Origin of the sequence: Sorangium sp. So ce375 (assembly GCF_051473855.1) — a bacterium.
In the GTDB taxonomy this organism is placed as follows: domain Bacteria; phylum Myxococcota_A; class Polyangia; order Polyangiales; family Polyangiaceae; genus Sorangium.
Window position 1 is genome coordinate 6,182,755 of the sequence record NZ_CP150335.1, and the last position, 15,943, is coordinate 6,198,697.

Here is a 15,943-nt window from a genome sequence, read left to right on the forward strand (position 1 = left end):
ATGGAGGCCTTATCCTCGACCGCGTGAAAGTCATCCCGCACGGGCTGCTCGGGCGTGAGACGACCGAAGCGATCGCCATCCCCATCGGGGCCCTCGCGGCCTCGCTCCTCGTGTTCGGCGCGTTCGTGGCCGCCCAGGGGGCGAACCCCTTGAGCGTCTATTACGACATGGTCCGCGGCGCCTTCGGCACGTGGTTCTCGCTCCAGAACACCCTCCTTCGGGCCGCGCCCCTCATGCTGACCGCGCTCTGCACGGCGCTGCCGGCGCGCCTCGGCCTCATCGTCATCGGCGGCGAGGGCGCGCTCGTCATGGGCGGGCTCTCGGCCGCGTCCGCGGCGCTGGCCTGCCGGGCGTGGGGCGCGCCGCCCGCCGCCACGCTCGCCGCGATGCTCGTCTCGGGTCTCGCCGCCGGGGCGCTCTGGATCGGCCTGGCCGGCGCGCTCCGCGTCTACCGCGGCGTGAGCGAGACGATCAGCAGCCTGCTCCTCAACTACATCGGAATCGCGATATTGAACCACCTCGTCGAGGGCGCGCTGCGCGACCCGACGAGCCTGAACAAGCCCTCGACCGCCTCCATCGGCGCCGAGAACGCGCTGGGGAACCTGCCCGGCATCGACGTCCACTGGGGCCTCGCCTACGGCGTGCTCGCCTGCTCGCTCTGTTATGTGCTCATGCACCGGACGACGTTCGGCTTCGGCGCCGCGATGAGCGGCGGCAACGTCCGCGCCGCGCTCCTCGCCGGCCTGCCGGTCAAGCGCCTCGTCGTGCTCACCTGCACGCTCGCCGGAGCGTGCGCCGGGCTCGCCGGCACGGTGGAGGTCGCGGCGGTCCACGGCCGGGCCAACGCGTCGCTGATCAGCGGCTATGGCTACACCGGCATCCTCGTCGCGTTCATCGCGCGCCACAACCCGCTCGCGATCGTGCCGGTCGCCCTCCTGCTCGGCGGTATCGGCGCGAGCGGCGGCCTGCTGCAGCGCACGGCGCGGCTCCCCGACGCGACGGTGAGCGTGCTCCAGGGGATCCTGTTCATCGCGATCCTCGCCAGCGAGACGCTTTACGGCCGCTCCCTCGCTGCCCGCGAACCCAAGGTCCGTCAGGCGGCTCCGGCGCCTTCGGTGGCATGATGAACGACGCAGCTGCGCTCGGTCTCTGGGGCATCCCCCTCGCGGTCGCCGCCGGGGCCATCCGTATCAGCACACCGTTCCTCTTCGTGAGCCTCGGCGAGTGCCTCACCGAGAAGAGCGGCCACGTGAACCTCGGCCTGGAGGGCACGCTCGTCATGGGCGCGATGGGCGGTTATGGCGTCTCGTACCTCACGGGCTCTGCCTGGCTCGGCGTCCTCGCCGCCGGCGTCATCGGCGCGGCCCTCGGCGCGCTTCACGCCTGGCTGTGCTCGAAGCCCCGCGTCAACGACATAGCGGTCGGCATCGCGCTCATGCTCTTCGGCGTCGGGCTCGCCTTCTTCCTCGGCAAGCCGCTCATCCAGCCGACGGCGCCCCGACTGCCCGCCATCTCCCTCGGTTTCTTCAGCGATCTCCCCCAGGTCCGCTCCGCGCTCCAGGTGAACGCGCTGTTCCTCGTCGGGGCCGCGCTCGCCCCGCTCCTCCTCTGGGTGCTGAACCGCACCCGCTTCGGGCTCGTGCTCCGCACGGTGGGCGAGAGCGCCGACAGCGCCCGCGCGATGGGGGTCGACGTGAACCTGGTCCGGCGGCGCGCGACGATGGCCGGCGGCTTCCTCGCCGGCGTCGGCGGCTCGTTCCTCTCGCTCTTCTATCCCGGCAGCTGGAACGAGGGCCTGTCGAGCGGACAGGGGCTCATGGCGGTGGCCCTCGTCATCTTCGCGCGCTGGAACCCGGTGCGCTGCCTCTCCGCATCGCTCCTCTTCGGCGGCGCGAGCGCCCTCGGACCGGCGCTCCAGTCCGTGGGCATCACCTGGGGATACCACCTCTTCAACGCCGCGCCGTACATCGTGACGCTGGCCATCATGGTCGCCGCGAGCTCCGCCACCCAGACCCTGCGCGATCAGCCGGCCGAGCTGGCGCTCGCGCGCTGATCGCGCGAGGCGCCGCGAGCCGTACGAACCGTAGGAACCGAGCGAAACGAGCGAAACAAGCGAAAGGAGCGACCCCGGCGAGACGAGCGAACCGTACGAGACGAGCGAAACGCTGAATGACAGGAGGACTCGATCCATGCCCTACGTGGCCGCTGATCCCTATGCCTGGCCTTACAACGGCGCGCTCCGCCCCGAGATGACGGCCCTGATCGTCATCGACATGCAGACCGACTTCTGCGGCAAGGGCGGGTACATCGACCTGCTCGGCTACGACATCTCGCTGACGCGGGCCTGCATCGCGCCGATCCAGCGCACGCTCGCGGAGCTGCGCCGCCGTGGAGTTCACGTGTTGCACACGCGCGAGGGGCACCGGCCGGACCTCTCCGATCTCCCGGCGAACAAGCGGTGGCGCTCGCGCCGGACCGACGGCGGGCGCGGCACGGGCGTGGGCATCGGCGACCCGGGGCCGTGCGGGCGGGTGCTCGTCCGCGGAGAGCCCGGCTGGGAGATCATCCCGGAGCTCGCGCCGCTGCCCGGCGAGCCGATCATCGACAAGCCGGGCAAGGGCTCGTTCTGCGCGACGGATCTCGATCTCATCCTCCGGCAGCGCCGCATCGAGAACCTGATCCTCACGGGGATTACGACGGACGTCTGCGTGCACACCACCATGCGCGAGGCGAACGATCGAGGGTACGAGTGCCTGCTGCTCTCCGACTGCTGCGCGGCCACGGATCCTGGCAACCACGCCGCCGCGCTCAAGATGATCAAGATGCAGAACGGCGTGTTCGGCGCGGTCTCGACCTCCGCCGCGCTGCTGGAGGCGCTCTCGTGACGATGGACCCGCGCGTCTTCTCGAGCCCCGCGGCGAGGCCGCCCCGCGCCGCCGCCCGGGAGCCGAGCCCGCCCACGCCGCCGCCGGCGCTCTCTGCCGTGGGGATCACGAAGCGGTTCGGGCCGCTGCTCGCGCTCGACGACGTCTCGCTGCGCCTCGCGCCCGGGAGCTTCCACGCGCTCCTCGGCGAGAACGGCGCCGGCAAGAGCACGCTGGTCAAGTGCATCATGGGCTATCACGAGGCCGACGCCGGCGAGGTGAAGGTCGGCGACGCGGCCCTGTCCATCAGGAGCCCGCGCGACGCGCAGGCGCTGGGGATCGGCATGGTCTACCAGCACTTCACCCTGGTCATGAACATGACGGTCGCCGAGAACCTCGTGCTCGCGCGCGCGTCGCTCCCCCTCGTGATCGACTGGCGCAAGGAGCGCGAGGCCATCCGGGCGTTCATGGCGCGCATGCCGTTCCGGCTCGACCCGGAGCGGGCCGTCCGCGCCCTGGCCGCGGGCGAGAAGCAGAAGCTCGAGATCCTGAAGCAGCTCTACCTCGGCAGCAGGATCGTCATTCTCGACGAGCCGACCTCGGTCCTCACGCCCGCCGAGGCCGACGAGGTGCTCGGGCTGCTCCGGTGCATGGCGGACGATCAGCGGATCAGCGTGCTCATGATCTCGCACAAGTTCCGCGAGGTGACGACGTTCGCCGACGAGGTCACGGTGCTGCGGCGCGGCCGGGTCGCGGGCCGGGGCAAGGTCAAGGACCTCACGCCGGCGGCCATGGCCGAGATGATGGTCGGCGCGCAGCCGGCGCAGGTCTCCGCGCCGCGCGGCGACGCGAAAGCCGGAGAGCCGATCCTGCGCGTCGAGGGGCTCGCCGCGAGCGACGACCGCGGGCGGCCGGCGCTCGACGGCGTGACGCTCACGGTCCATCGCGGCGAGATCGTCGGGATCGCGGGCGTCTCGGGCAACGGGCAGGAGGAGCTCGTCGAGGTCCTCGCCGGGCAGCGCGCCGCGCGGGGTGGCAGCGTGCTCGTCCATCACGAGCGCTACGTCGCCGGGCGCGAGCAGATCCGGCGGCACCGGGTGCGGTGCCTTCCCGAGGAGCCGCTGCGCAACGCCTGTGTCCCCGCGATGTCCGTCGCCGAGAACATCGGGCTCCGCGTCTTCGACAGGCCGCCCTTCACGAGGCTCCGCTGGGGTGTGCGCCGCGCCGAGCTGAGGCGGTCGGCCGAGCGCCTCGCCGCGGAGTTCTCGATAAAGGCGCCCTCGGTGGACGCCCCCATAGGCAAGCTCTCCGGCGGCAACGTGCAGCGCGCCGTCCTCGCGCGCGAGCTCGGGCTGGAAGAGGACATCGAGCTGCTCGTCGCCGCGAATCCCTGCTTCGGGCTCGATTTCGCGGCCGTGGCCGAGATCCGCTCCCGCATCCTCGAGGCGCGCAACCGCGGGACCGCCGTCCTCCTCGTGAGCGCGGATCTCGACGAGATCTTCGCCATGGCCGACCGCATCCTCGTGATGAGCGAAGGCCGCATCGTCCACGAGTCGCCGATCGCCTCGGCCGACGTCGCGGCGATCGGGCGCGCGATGGCGGGGCACCGATGACGGCGCGGGCCCTCGAGATCGCGGCGAAGCCGCACCCGTTCCGCGTCCCCGAGCGGGACGCCGTGGCGCTGCTGGTCATCGACATGCAGCGCGACTTCCTGGAGCCTGGCGGCTTCGGCGCGGCGCTCGGCAACGACGTGACGCGGCTCCAGCGCGTCGTGCCGACGATCCGGCGCCTCCTCGACGCGTTCCGCCAGCACGACCTGCCGATCATCCACACGAAGGAGGGTCACAGGCCGGATCTCTCGGACTGCCCATCTGCAAAGCGGAGCCGGGGTGCCCCTGGCAAGCAGATCGGCGATCTCGGGCCGATGGGGCGCATCCTGATCCTGGGCGAGCCTGGCAACGACTTCGTGCCCGAGCTCGCGCCGGCGCCCGGGGAGATCGTCGTGCCGAAGCCCGGCAAAGGCGCGTTCTACCGGACGGGGCTCGACGCGAGGCTGGCGGCGCTCGGCGTCTCTCACCTGATCATCGCCGGCGTGACGACCGAGGTCTGCGTCCAGACCACGATGCGCGAGGCCAACGATCGCGGGTACGAGTGCCTGTTGATCGAGGACGCCACCGAGAGCTATTTCCCCGAATTCAAGGCGGCGACGCTGGAGATGGTCCGCGCCCAGGGCGCGATCGTCGGCTGGACCGCCACCGCGTCCGCCGTCCTCGAGGCGCTCTGAGTTGGGTGCGAGGGGGCGCCGCGCAACGAGCCCCCTCCACGGGGACCTACCGTGTACGAGGAGCCGGGGATGCGCTTCGACGATGCGGAACGGTGGAGGATCGTGGGCGACGCGATGTCAGCGCGTGGAGCCGAGGGCGCCGGCCACGAGGTAGTCCATGCTCTCGAGCGCGATGTCGGTCTGCTGGTGCGCGACCGAGTCGGCTATCACCACCTTGCCGGCGTTGTCCGAGATCGGGCCCTTGAAGATGGTGAGCGTGCCGTCCGTGAGCTTCGCCTTCGCCTCCTCAGCCTTCTTCTTCGCTTCCTCGGAGACGGCGGGGCCGTACGGCGAGAGCTTGATGTACCCCTCTTTGAAGCCGCCGCGCAGGAGGTGCGGATACGGCTTCCCTTCGCGGATGAACGTGAGGTAGTCGGTGTAAACCTTGGACCAGTTCCACTCGGCTCCGGTCAGGTACCCCTTGGGGGCAAGCGTCGCCTGGTTTGTGTGGTAGCCGGTGCTGAACGCGCCGCGCCGCTCCGCGAGCTCGATGATCACCTTCGGCGAGTCCACGTGGGCGGTCAGGACGTCGACGCCCTGATCGATGAGGCTGTTGGCCGCCTCCGCCTCCTTGACGGGCATCGACCAGTCGCCGGTGAAGATCACGGCCGTCGTCACGCTCGGGTTCACGCTCCGGGCGCCCAGCGTGAAGGCGTTGATGTTGCGGAGCACCTGCGGGATCGGCTTGGCCGCGATGAACCCGAGCTTGCCGCTCTTCGTCGTCATCCCGGCGACGATGCCAGACACGTACTCGGCTTCGTCGATGTAACCAAAGTAGCTGCCGACATTGCTCGGGTGCTTCGACGCGTCATAGAGGCCGCCGCAATGGAGGAACGTCTTGTCCGGGTACTTCTCCGCCACCTTGAGGATGTGTGGATCGAAGTAGCCGAACGATGTCGGAAAGATCACGGTCGCGCCATCGAGGTTGATCATGCTCTCGATCGTCTTCTGTACGGCGACCGTCTCGGGGACCTTCTCCTCCTCGCGCGTCTTCACGCCAGCCAGCGTGGCGACCGCGGCGGCGCCCTCGGCGTGCGCCTGGTTGTAGCCATAGTCGTCGCGGGGGCCGACGTAGATGAAGCCGACCGTGAGCGGCTGATCGCTCGACCCCTCCTTGCTGCAGCCGGCCGCCGGCAGGAGCGAGAGCGAGAGGAGCAGTGGACGGAAGACAGCGAGGAAGCGCTGCCCGCGCGGCGCATCGGCCGAAGGGAACAGAGGATTTCTCGAGGTGCTCTTCACACTCTCGATGTGTACGCGACTCCTCTTTTCTGGAGCTTTTCCCGCTCGTGAATTCTTCGCGCGTCGATTGATTACCGTTGAGTGTGCACGGCGCGCCGTGGCATGGTTCCATCAACACGGGAGATTCGCGATGACATCTACCATTCCAGCAGCGACGCGGGATTCGGTGCCTGTGCAGTTGCCGTTCATCATTGCGAATGTGGCGGCCATGATCGCTCAACCGGAGTCGGTCCCCTGGCGGCGCTTCCGGGACGGCGTCGATATTCACCGCCTTCACGGCAACGTCGAGGCGGGCGCCTCGGCGGCGCTCCTGCGCTACGCGCCGGGCTCATCCGTGCCGCAGCACGTCCATCGCGGCCATGAGCACATCCTCGTGCTCGCGGGATCGCAGTCGGACGAGCGCGGGCACCACCGCGCCGGCACGCTCGTGGTGAACACCCCGGGCAGCCGCCACAGCGTCTCGAGCGCCGAGGGCTGCATCGTCCTCGCGATCTGGGAGCAACCCGTCGTCTTCATCTGATCGGACGGGGCTCGCAGGCGCCGGCCTTCATCTGGACATCCAGGCCGCTCATCTGGACATCCAGGCCGCTCATCTGGACATCCAGACCGCTCATCTGGACACCCAGGCCGCTCATCTGGACACCCAGACCGCTCATCTGGACATCCAGGCCGCTCATCTGGACATCCCACCTCCGCCCACTCGCACCAGGTGGGGGTGCTCTCGCTTCCGTACAGGATTCCGGCGCCTCTGAGCTCGGCATCACCGGCGCGCGGCGAGGGGTGAGATGGCCCGCGAAGCCAGCGAGGCCACGCCGGTCTCTGGATCCAGGGTACGACATCGCCACAGGCACGTCCGCACCGGACCGCGAGCGCGCACCCGGCGCTCGCATTCTCCGGGCACGGAGGTTCAGGTGGACGGCGCTTTGCCGTAGGATGGACATACATGGATCCACGCGGGAAATCGCTCCCTCCGGGGCCGCTCGTCACGGACGAGGACATCCGGGAAGAGCTCCGGCGGCTGTTCGACGCCGGCCCAGACTCGGGGCTCGTCATCCGGGTTTACGGAGAGCCGGGCGAGGGCGCAGCCGCGGCGGACGCCTTCCGCGAGATGTTCGCGTCGCTGCGCATGTACGAGGGCAAGCAGCACGATCAGCCGCTGGAGATCCTCGTCGACGCGCCGAGCAAGGCGCACATCACGCGCGCGCTGTCCGTGCTGGGCCACAAGCAGCACCAGAAGCGGATCCTCGATCACATCCTCACCACCTTCGGGCGCCGGCTGATCGATCCGCTCGCCGAGATCCTCGACACGACCCCGACCGGCTCGGTCACGGCGCGGCTGACCATGCTGCGGGACATCTTCCTCGCGCACGTCGCGGATCTGCGGATGACGCCGGAGTCGCAGCAGATCCTCTCGAGCGACCTGCGCAAGCTCCTGAGCGACGAGTACCTGGCGATGGTGGCGGAGAACGAGGAGCGCGTGCAGCGCCCGCGCGTGGCGATGCTCGCGCAGCAGATCCTCCGGCTCGTCGGCTCCACGTTCCACAACGCGCTCAAGCGGTGGCCGGCGCACGCCGAGCAGATCGCCTCGTCGATCGCGCGGCGGAGCCCGAAGAAGGTCCGGCTGAGCGAGGTGCCGAAGCTGATCCGCGGTCAGATCACCGACGGGATCGAGGAGTTCCTGTGGATCGAGACGAGCGCTGACATCGAGGGCGCGCTGCGGCCGATGCTCGCGGAGCACCAGGACGTGATGCCGGTGACGCAGGCGACGCTCCACCGATCGACGTACCGCGAGTTCGCGGACGCCTGCTGGGCGATCATCGCCGAGCACTGCTGACAGCGGGGCGAGCGCCGCCGGCCCGACGCCCTGTCCGCGCTGCAGGCTGAGATCCATCACGTCCTGGTCGCTTCGCTCACCGCTTCACCGCGTCTCCCGATCGATCGCGGTGGAGGGAGAGAGACCTCCCCTCCGGAGCGCGCCCGCGCGCGCCGCGTTGGGAATGATTTCCGCGTCCCGCTGTTGTAAGGGCCGCTGGCGCCTGGACCGCCGCGCTCTGCGGCGTCCGATTCGCCGGCGCGGAGAGCTTCTTCCCTTCGCGGAGGGGTGCACGGCCGTGATCGAAATCAGCGACCTATACAAGTACTACGGCGACCGGAAGGCCATCGGGCCCCTGTCGTTCTCCATCGAGACGGGAGAGATCGTCGGCTTGCTCGGCCTGAACGGCGCGGGCAAGACGACGACGCTCCGGATCCTCGCTTGTGATCTGCTCCCGTCCGCGGGCCGGGTCCTCGTGGACGGGTTGGATGTCGTCGACCACCCCCACGAGGTGCGGTCCCGCATCGGATACCTCCCGGACAGACCGCCGCTCTACGACGAGATGAGCGTGCGCGCCTTCCTCCACTTCGCGGCGCGCCTGCGCGGCGTCGACGCCGGCGCGGCCGACGCGCGGGTGGCCGAGGCGCTCGCGGTGACGCAGCTCGATGACGTCGCCGCGGATCCCATCAGCTCGCTGTCCCACGGCTTCAAGCAGCGCGTCGGCATCGCGCAGGCGATCGTGCACAAGCCGCGGCTGCTCGTGCTCGACGAGCCGATCAGCGGCCTGGATCCGGTGCAGATCGTCGAGATGCGCGCGCTGCTCCGGAGCCTGCGCGGCCAGCACACCATCCTGCTCTCCAGCCACATCCTCTCCGAGATCAGCGAGACGTGTGATCGCATCCTCGTGATCCGGGACGGCGAGATCGGCGCGCAGGGGACCGAGCAGGAGCTCTCGGCCAAGCTGCTGCACGGCGTCCGGGTCGAGCTCACGGTGCGCGGCCCCGCGGCCGAGGGCGCGGGCTACCGCGTGGCGCGCGGCGAGGCGGCGCGGGCGCTGGAGCTCGCGCGCGAGGTCGAGGGGGTCACGTCCGTCGAGCAGCTCACCACGAGCGAGCCGGGGAACGACGTCGTGAGCTTCGTGGTCGAGGCCGACCGCGACGTGCGGGCGGCGCTCTGCGCCGAGCTCGTGCAGGCGGGGATCGGCATCCTCGAGCTGAAGCGGAGCGAGCGCGAGCTCGAGTCGGTGTTCCTGCGGCTCGCCACGCGCGCGACGCCCGGGGCGAAGGAGAGGTCCGCCGCGGCCGACAGGGCCAGGGGCGGCGATGCAAGGAAGGCCCCTGCAGAGGAGCAGGCGGAGGAAGGCGAGGGCGAGACATGAGAGGGACATTGCTCGTCGCGCGGCGGGAGCTGTCCGCGTACCTGAGATCACCGCTCGGGTACGTCGTCGCTGCCGCGGCGCTGCTCATCGACGGCATCTACTTCCAGGTCGCGGCGCTCGGCTCGGGCGCGCGGCTGTCGGCGGAGGTGCTGCTCAAGTTCTTCGACGGCACGGCGTTCATCACGATGGTCGCGGCGCTCATCCTCTCGATGCGGCTCATCGCCGGCGAGCGCGAGAGCGGGACGCTCATCCTGCTCAAGACCGCGCCCGTGCGGGACGGCGAGATCATCGTCGGCAAGTTCCTCGCAGCTCTCGCGCTGGTCTCTCTGATGACGGCGATCACGATCTACATGCCGCTGCTCATCTTCGTGAACGGCAAGGTGTCCGTCGGGCACATCCTTGTCGGCTACTCCGGGGTGCTGCTGCTCGGCGCCGCGTCGCTCGCGATCGGGCTCTTCGCCTCGACGCTCGCGGCGAGCCAGGTCATCGCGGTCATCCTCGGGGCGGCGATCATCGGCACGCTCGGCTTCCTGTTCCTCGTCGCCCGCGTGACGGAGCCGCCGCTCAACGACTTCCTGAGCGCGCTGAACCTCTACCCGCTCAACCAGAAGCCGTTCCTGAACGGCGTGCTCCGCCTGGAGAACGTCCTGTACTACGTCGCGGTCGCGTACTTCTTCCTGCTCGCCGCGACCCACACCCTGAAGGCACGGAGGTGGCGGTGAAGGACAAACAAGCTCAGGCCGACGAGGCCGAGATCCGCGGCGACGAAGCGGCCGCCGCGCCTCTGTCGAGCGCCGCGGGGCGAGGCGCCCCGCCGGCCGGCGATCCGGCGCCTGCCGCGCCGCGCGCGGCGCCTGCGATCCGCGCCGGGGGCTGGATGGTCCCGGCGTACGCGGGCGCGCTCCTCGCCATCTTCCTCGGCGAGCGCGTGGTGCCCACGATCGAGTGGCTCCGCTACGCCCTGTCGGGGCTCGGGTTCTCGACCCTGCTCCTCGTCACCGCGCTGCGCTTCGCGACCGCCCTGCGCGAGACGGGCGAGCGCCGCGCCGTCGAGCGCGCGCTCGCGATCCTGTCGGCGCTCGGCGTCGTCGCGGTGGCGGCCTACTTCACCACGACCGACGCGGGGCAGGCCATGCTCGGCGTCTCGCGCGCCGCGCCCGAGACGCGCGCGCGCATCGACGCCGCCACGACCGTCGCCTGGATCGCGCTGCTCGTCATGGCGACGGTGCCGCTGTTCTTCGGCGAGGCGGCGCTCGCGCCGATGCGGCGCGCAGAGCGCATCGAGGGCCGGCGGGTGCGCGCCGCGACCCTCTCGGGCGTGACGCTCGGGTTCGCCGCGGTCTACTCGGCGCTCTTCGTGTACGCCGCGAGCCAGCTCGATCTCAAGGCGGACTTCTCGTACTACCGCACGGCCCGCCCGGGCGAGTCGACGAAGCGCGTCGCCGAGAGCCTGACCGAGCCGCTCAAGATCACCGCCTTCTTCCCGCAGCAGAACGAGGTCGGCGCCGAGGTGGAGGGCTACCTGCGCGAGGTGAAGGCGGCGTCGCCGCAGATCACCGTGGAGATGCAGGATCGCCTGCTCGTCCCCGCGCTCGCCAAGGAGGCGAAGGTCACGCAGGACGGCGTCATCGTGCTCTCGCGCGACAGCTCGCGCGAGACGCTGACCGTCGGCTCCGAGATGAAGAGCGCCGGCGCCAAGCTGAAGAGCCTCGACGCCGACTTCCAGAAGGTGCTGCTCAAGGTGATCCGGCCGCAGCGCACCGCGTACCTGACGGTCGGCCACGGCGAGCTGAACGAGTCGACCAGCTCGCCCGAGGGGCGGACGACGAAGAACCTCCGCAAGCTGCTCGAGTCCCAGAACTACGTCATCAAGGATCTCGGGCTCGCCCAGGGGCTCGGCAGCGAGATCCCGAAGGACGCGAGCGTCGTCATCGTGCTCGGCCCGCAGAAGGCTTTCCTGCCGGAGGAGGTCGCGGCGCTCAAGCGGCACGCGGACGAGGGCGGGCACCTCCTGCTCGCGCTCGATCCGGACGCGAAGGTCGATCTGGATCCGCTCGCCGGCGCCGTGGGGCTCACGTGGAAGCCCGAGGTCCTGGCGAACGATCGGGTCTACGTGCGGCGGCGCTACAACGACTCGGATCAGACGATGCTGGTCACGACGCGGTACTCGTCGCACGCCTCTGTGTCGACGCTGAGCCGCCACTCGCAGCAGGCGCCGACGATCTTCCCGGGGGCGTCGTCGCTCGACAAGCGCGACGACGGCGGCCTGAAGATCGACTTCGTCGTCCGCTCGCTGGGCGAGACGTTCGCCGACGCGAACGGCAACTTCAAGTTCGACGAAGGCGGCGAGAAGCGGAACGCCTACAACCTCGCCGCCGCGGTCTCCAAGGACGTCGCGCCCGGCGCGGACGGCAAGGAGAAGAAGGAGCTGCGCGCGTTCGTGGTCGCCGACGCCGACGTGTTCAGCGACGCGGCGTTCAGGAACGAACCCAACATCGTGCTCGCGCTCGACGCGCTCCGGTGGCTCGGCGGCGAGGAGAGCTTCGCCGGAGAGATCACGACGAGCGAGGACGTCCGGATCGAGCACACGAAGGAGAAGGACCAGGTCTGGTTCTGGGCCACGATCCTCGTGGCGCCGGCCATGGTGCTGGGTCTCGGGCTCTTCATCACGCGCCGCGGGCGGCGCGGGAGCGGGAGGCGCGCATGAGGTTGGAACGCAGCTTTTTCGTGCACCTCGGCCTTGTTGTGGTCGCGGCCTTGTTCGCGGTCCTCGTCTGGACGCGCGACGAGAAGGCGTCCGCGCTCGCGGTCGCGGACGTGACCGTCTGGACCGGCCGCGCCGAGGACGTCGAGCGCATCGCCTTCGAGGGGAAATCGAAGACGGTCGTCCTCGAGGCCAAGACGGACAAGGAGGGCCGGTACTTCGTCGGCACGACGGAGCGCAAGACGACGCCCCCGGCCGACAAGCCGAAGGACCCGCACCAGGACCCGGGCGACGACGCGCCGGAGGACGCCCCGCCCGCGGAGCCCACGGTCAAGACGACGACGTTCGTCTCCGTGGCCGCCGGCAACAAGCTCGCCGAGGCGATCGCGCCGCTAAAGGCGCTGCGCTCGATCGGCCGCATCGCGGACGACCGAGCGGCCGAGTTCGGGCTGGCCGAGCCGGAGGGTACGCTCACGGTCAAGCTGCGCGGCGCCGAGCGCAAGCTGGTCCTCGGCGGCGCGACCCCGGGCGGCGCGGACCGCTACGCGCGCGACGAGGCCACGGGCGAGGTGTACGCCATCAAGGGCGACATCTACCGCGATCTCGACACCGCGGAGTCGCGGCTCCTGGAGCGGGATCTCCACGAGTGGAAGGACGTCGATCTCGCCAAGGCGCGCGTCATCGCGGGGGACAAGCGCCGCGAGATCGTGCGCAGCGGCGACGAGGGCAAGAAGTTCTGGGCCGATCCGGCGAGCCCCGAGCAGATCGACGAGACGGTCGGCAACTGGATGAGCAAGCTCGACCGTCTCCGGCCCACCGAGTACGTGGCCGCCGCCCCGGAGCAGAAAGAGGTCGTGGCGCGGGTCGAGTACACCGGCCGCTCTGGCGACAGCGGCTTCGTCGAGCTCGTGAAGGGGCCTCCCGGGGCGAGCGGCAAGCCCGACTATTTCCTGGTCACGGAGCGCACCCGCCTTTACGGCAAGGTGCCGGCGGGCGTCGCCGAGCAGGTCGAACAGGACGTCGGCGCCGTCGTCAAGTAGCCGTTGGGCCTCGGGGCGCGCCGGAGCAGCCGCCCGGCGCGCTCGGTGTTCCGCGCGGCGCCCGCCGCGTCCCGCCGCGCAAGCTGTCCCCCCGGTCGCTCTTTACTTGCCGTACCGGGTCGGGTCCTGCAACGCTCGGACGCAATGTTCTTCCGACGATTGCCTACCCTAGCGCTGAGCGCTGCGGCGGCGCTCGCCGCGGCGTGCAGCTCGCCGCCTCCACCGCAACCCGTAGCGCCGGCGCCGACCGTGACCGCGGCGCCCGAGCCCCCGCCTCCTCCCGCCCCGAAGCCTTGCAAGGCGCTCGACGAGCAGTGCCAGGCAGAGGCGTCGACCCGGGCGAAGATCGCCAAGAGCTCGCTCGTGTTCACGCCCGCGAAGGGCTGGACCTACGCCCAGGCAGAGAGCGCCACGATCGCGCAGGCCGCGGACGACGGCCCGGCCTTCGCGACGGCGCAGATCGACGCGGGCGAGGGCAAGCAGGCGCTCGAGAAGCGCGACGCCGCGCTCGAGGCGCTGGCGCACGAGATCAACGTGACGCTGCCGAAGAAGAAGGTGAACTGGAAGAAGCCCGACGACGTCAAGGACGTCGCCGGGAGGAAGATCGGTCTTTGGCAGAGGGAGGGCGCGGCCCGAGGGGCGAGGAAGGGCCCGCTGCTGATCTTCGGCGATACCGGGAAGGACGGGGAGATCGTTCTGGGGCTCGGCTTCGTGCCCGAGGACGACAACTCCGGCGCCGACGAGACCATCCTGCAGTCGATCGAGTCGATCTCGGTCGCGGGGGAGTGATCTCGTGACGGCACCGAACGTCGCGCCGGGTAGCGTCATCGCAGGGAGGTTCTCCGTCCGGTCGCTCCTCGGCTACGGGGGCGCGACGGCCACCTTCCGCGCGGTGACGGCGCAGGCGCGCGACGTCGCCCTCAAGCTGTACTCGCCGGTCGTCGGGCAGCGCCCGGACGCGATGCAGCACCTTCAGCGGTACGTGGCCGAGACGAACAGGCTGCCGCCGGACCTCGCCGCGCACATCCTCGAGGCCGGCTACGACCCGGCGACGGCCGCGCCCTTCACGGTGACGGACATGATCCCGTTCCCGTCGCTCGCCGAGCTCGCGCGTCGCCGACCGATGGGCTTCGAGGAGGTCGGCTCGATGCTCCGCTCGCTCGCGGCGGTGCTCGACGCGGCCCACGCCCGCGAGGTCCCCCACCACGGCGTCAAGCCGACGAACCTGTTCATCGATCCGAGCGCTCCGGGCAGCGTGAAGCTCACCGATTTCGGGCCGTCCCTTGCGCGGAGCATGCTGCCGACGCAGGAGGGGTACGTCCTCTCCGCGCCGTGGCTCGCGCCTGAGCAGCTCCAGCCGGGAGGCCAGGCGGGACCCGCCGCGGACATCTTCTCCGCGGCGCTGGTCTCCTTCTTCGCGCTCACGGGCCGCTCGTACTGGCGTTCCTGCCAGGGTCACGTCGACGTTCAGGCCTGGCAGCGCGAGATCATGGCGCCGCGCCTCTCCGCGTCCACGCGCGCGGCGGAGCTCGGCGTTCCGCTGAGCCCTGTGCTCGACGGCGCCTTCGCGCGCGCGCTGGCCCACGATCCGCGCGAGCGTTTCCGCTCTGCGAGCGAGCTCGCGGCCATGCTCAGCGGCTTCTCGGCGGCCGCGATCGAGGTCGGATCGACGCTCGCCCTGTCCCCTTCGGTGAACGAGGCGGTCGCGCCTGCGCCGCCAGCCGGCGCCGTCCCCGCGGCGAGCGCGCCCGCGCCACTGCCGCCGAACGACGCCACGCAGCTGGTGCCCTCGCCGTTTTCGCCGTCGCCTCAGCAGGCGCCCTCGCCGTTTTCGCCGTCGCCACAGCAGGCGCCCTCGCCGTTTTCGCCGTCGCCTCAGCAGGCGCCCTCGCCGCAGCCACCGCAGCCTCACGCCGACGCGCCCGTCGGACAGACGCCGTCGACGTCGGCCCAGAGTCCCACCGTCGCCCGTCGAAGCGGCGTCCCCGCGCTGACGGCGGTCAGCACCACGCCGCGGTCGCCGTGGGGCAAGGCGGCTTCGGTGACGGTGGGCATCGTCGCGGTGCTGCTCGTCGGGGGCACGGCCGCGGCGTGGTACGTCCTGGATCGCAAGGACCAGACGCAGCCGAGCCCCAGCGCTTCCGCCAGCGCTTCCGCGGCGGCCCCTCCGCCGCTGTCCGCCGAGCCCGCGCTGCCCCAGCCGGCCCCGAGCGCGCCGGCGGCCGATGCCGGTGCCCCGAGCGCCGAGGCTCCGATCGACGCCGGCGCCCCGACCGACGCCGGCGCCCCGACCGACGCTCAGGTGAAGATCGCCTGCAAGCCCGTCGCCTGCGAGGAGATCACCATCGACGGCAAGGTGACCCAAGCCCCGGAGCTCGAGCTCGGGCTCACCCCCGGGGTGCACAAGGTCAGCGTCAAGCGAACCGGCTATTTCCCCCGGAGCACGAGCGTGATCGTCAAGGCCGGCACGCCGCTCGTTCAGGAGTTCCAGCTCACCGAGATCCCCCCGGCGCCGGCTCAGCCAGCAGGGCAGGCCCCGAGCAAGCCTTGCGGGAAATTCCTAAAGCGCTGCAAATAGCCGC

At 70.7% G+C, this 15,943-nt stretch carries 15 protein-coding genes; 13 read left to right on the forward strand and 2 right to left on the reverse strand.

Going from position 1 to position 15,943, the window contains the following annotated elements; genetic code table 11:
- Nucleotides 1–23 precede the first annotated feature (23 nt).
- The 5 genes from WME90_RS22815 to WME90_RS22835 all read left to right on the forward strand — a co-directional run bounded on the left by WME90_RS22815 (nucleotide 24) and on the right by WME90_RS22835 (nucleotide 5,148).
- A complete protein-coding gene (locus WME90_RS22815) occupies nucleotides 24–1,124 on the forward strand; it encodes an ABC transporter permease (protein WP_437283291.1) in 1,101 nt (366 codons plus the stop codon).
- Nucleotides 1,124–2,053 (forward strand): ABC transporter permease, encoded by a 930-nt coding sequence (locus WME90_RS22820; protein ID WP_437283642.1) that lies wholly within the window; start codon nucleotides 1,124–1,126, stop codon nucleotides 2,051–2,053. The genes WME90_RS22815 and WME90_RS22820 overlap by 1 nt, the downstream gene beginning before the upstream one ends.
- A 136-nt stretch (nucleotides 2,054–2,189) precedes the next feature.
- Entirely contained in the window at nucleotides 2,190–2,885 is a 696-nt protein-coding gene (gene biuH / locus WME90_RS22825; protein WP_437283292.1) for a biuret amidohydrolase, read from the forward strand.
- A 2-nt stretch (nucleotides 2,886–2,887) separates the two neighbouring features.
- Nucleotides 2,888–4,477: an ABC transporter ATP-binding protein gene (locus WME90_RS22830; protein ID WP_437283643.1), complete on the forward strand. Its 1,590-nt coding sequence runs from the start codon at nucleotides 2,888–2,890 to the stop codon at nucleotides 4,475–4,477.
- Nucleotides 4,474–5,148 (forward strand): cysteine hydrolase family protein, encoded by a 675-nt coding sequence (locus tag WME90_RS22835; protein WP_437283293.1) that lies wholly within the window; start codon nucleotides 4,474–4,476, stop codon nucleotides 5,146–5,148. Before WME90_RS22830 ends, WME90_RS22835 begins: the two co-directional genes overlap by 4 nt.
- A 117-nt stretch (nucleotides 5,149–5,265) precedes the next feature.
- Here the strand turns inward: WME90_RS22835 and WME90_RS22840 are convergent, their stop codons facing one another.
- A complete protein-coding gene (locus WME90_RS22840; protein ID WP_437283644.1) occupies nucleotides 5,266–6,324 on the reverse strand; it encodes a BMP family ABC transporter substrate-binding protein in 1,059 nt (352 codons plus the stop codon).
- Nucleotides 6,325–6,634: 310 nt separating this feature from the next.
- Between WME90_RS22840 and WME90_RS22845 the strand changes: the two genes are divergently transcribed.
- The gene (locus WME90_RS22845; RefSeq protein ID WP_437283294.1) at nucleotides 6,635–6,946 is read left to right on the forward strand and encodes a cupin domain-containing protein; all 312 of its coding nucleotides are present in this window, start codon (nucleotides 6,635–6,637) and stop codon (nucleotides 6,944–6,946) included.
- On the opposite strand, the gene WME90_RS22850 is transcribed toward WME90_RS22845, so the two are convergent.
- Nucleotides 6,939–7,103 (reverse strand): hypothetical protein, encoded by a 165-nt coding sequence (locus tag WME90_RS22850; protein ID WP_437283295.1) that lies wholly within the window; start codon nucleotides 7,101–7,103, stop codon nucleotides 6,939–6,941. The two genes, WME90_RS22845 and WME90_RS22850, sit on opposite strands and share 8 nt — an antisense overlap.
- A gap of 266 nt (nucleotides 7,104–7,369) precedes the next feature.
- On the opposite strand from WME90_RS22850, the gene WME90_RS22855 reads away from it, so the two are divergent.
- The 7 genes from WME90_RS22855 to WME90_RS22885 all read left to right on the forward strand — a co-directional run bounded on the left by WME90_RS22855 (nucleotide 7,370) and on the right by WME90_RS22885 (nucleotide 15,939).
- Nucleotides 7,370–8,260: a hypothetical protein gene (locus tag WME90_RS22855; RefSeq protein ID WP_437283296.1), complete on the forward strand. Its 891-nt coding sequence runs from the start codon at nucleotides 7,370–7,372 to the stop codon at nucleotides 8,258–8,260.
- A 277-nt stretch (nucleotides 8,261–8,537) separates the two neighbouring features.
- Nucleotides 8,538–9,617 carry an ABC transporter ATP-binding protein gene (locus WME90_RS22860; protein ID WP_437283297.1) on the forward strand — a complete coding sequence of 360 codons (1,080 nt, stop codon included), beginning with the start codon at nucleotides 8,538–8,540 and terminating at the stop codon, nucleotides 9,615–9,617.
- Nucleotides 9,614–10,339, forward strand: a complete 726-nt coding sequence (locus WME90_RS22865) for an ABC transporter permease (protein WP_437283298.1) — start codon at nucleotides 9,614–9,616, stop codon at nucleotides 10,337–10,339. The genes WME90_RS22860 and WME90_RS22865 overlap by 4 nt, the downstream gene beginning before the upstream one ends.
- A complete protein-coding gene (locus tag WME90_RS22870; protein ID WP_437283299.1) occupies nucleotides 10,336–12,324 on the forward strand; it encodes a Gldg family protein in 1,989 nt (662 codons plus the stop codon). The genes WME90_RS22865 and WME90_RS22870 overlap by 4 nt, the downstream gene beginning before the upstream one ends.
- Nucleotides 12,321–13,361, forward strand: a complete 1,041-nt coding sequence (locus tag WME90_RS22875; RefSeq protein ID WP_437283300.1) for a DUF4340 domain-containing protein — start codon at nucleotides 12,321–12,323, stop codon at nucleotides 13,359–13,361. Before WME90_RS22870 ends, WME90_RS22875 begins: the two co-directional genes overlap by 4 nt.
- A 159-nt stretch (nucleotides 13,362–13,520) precedes the next feature.
- Nucleotides 13,521–14,150 (forward strand): hypothetical protein, encoded by a 630-nt coding sequence (locus WME90_RS22880; RefSeq protein WP_437283301.1) that lies wholly within the window; start codon nucleotides 13,521–13,523, stop codon nucleotides 14,148–14,150.
- A 4-nt stretch (nucleotides 14,151–14,154) separates the two neighbouring features.
- Nucleotides 14,155–15,939 carry a serine/threonine protein kinase gene (locus WME90_RS22885; protein WP_437283302.1) on the forward strand — a complete coding sequence of 595 codons (1,785 nt, stop codon included), beginning with the start codon at nucleotides 14,155–14,157 and terminating at the stop codon, nucleotides 15,937–15,939.
- The last annotated feature ends 4 nt before the right edge of the window (nucleotides 15,940–15,943 follow it).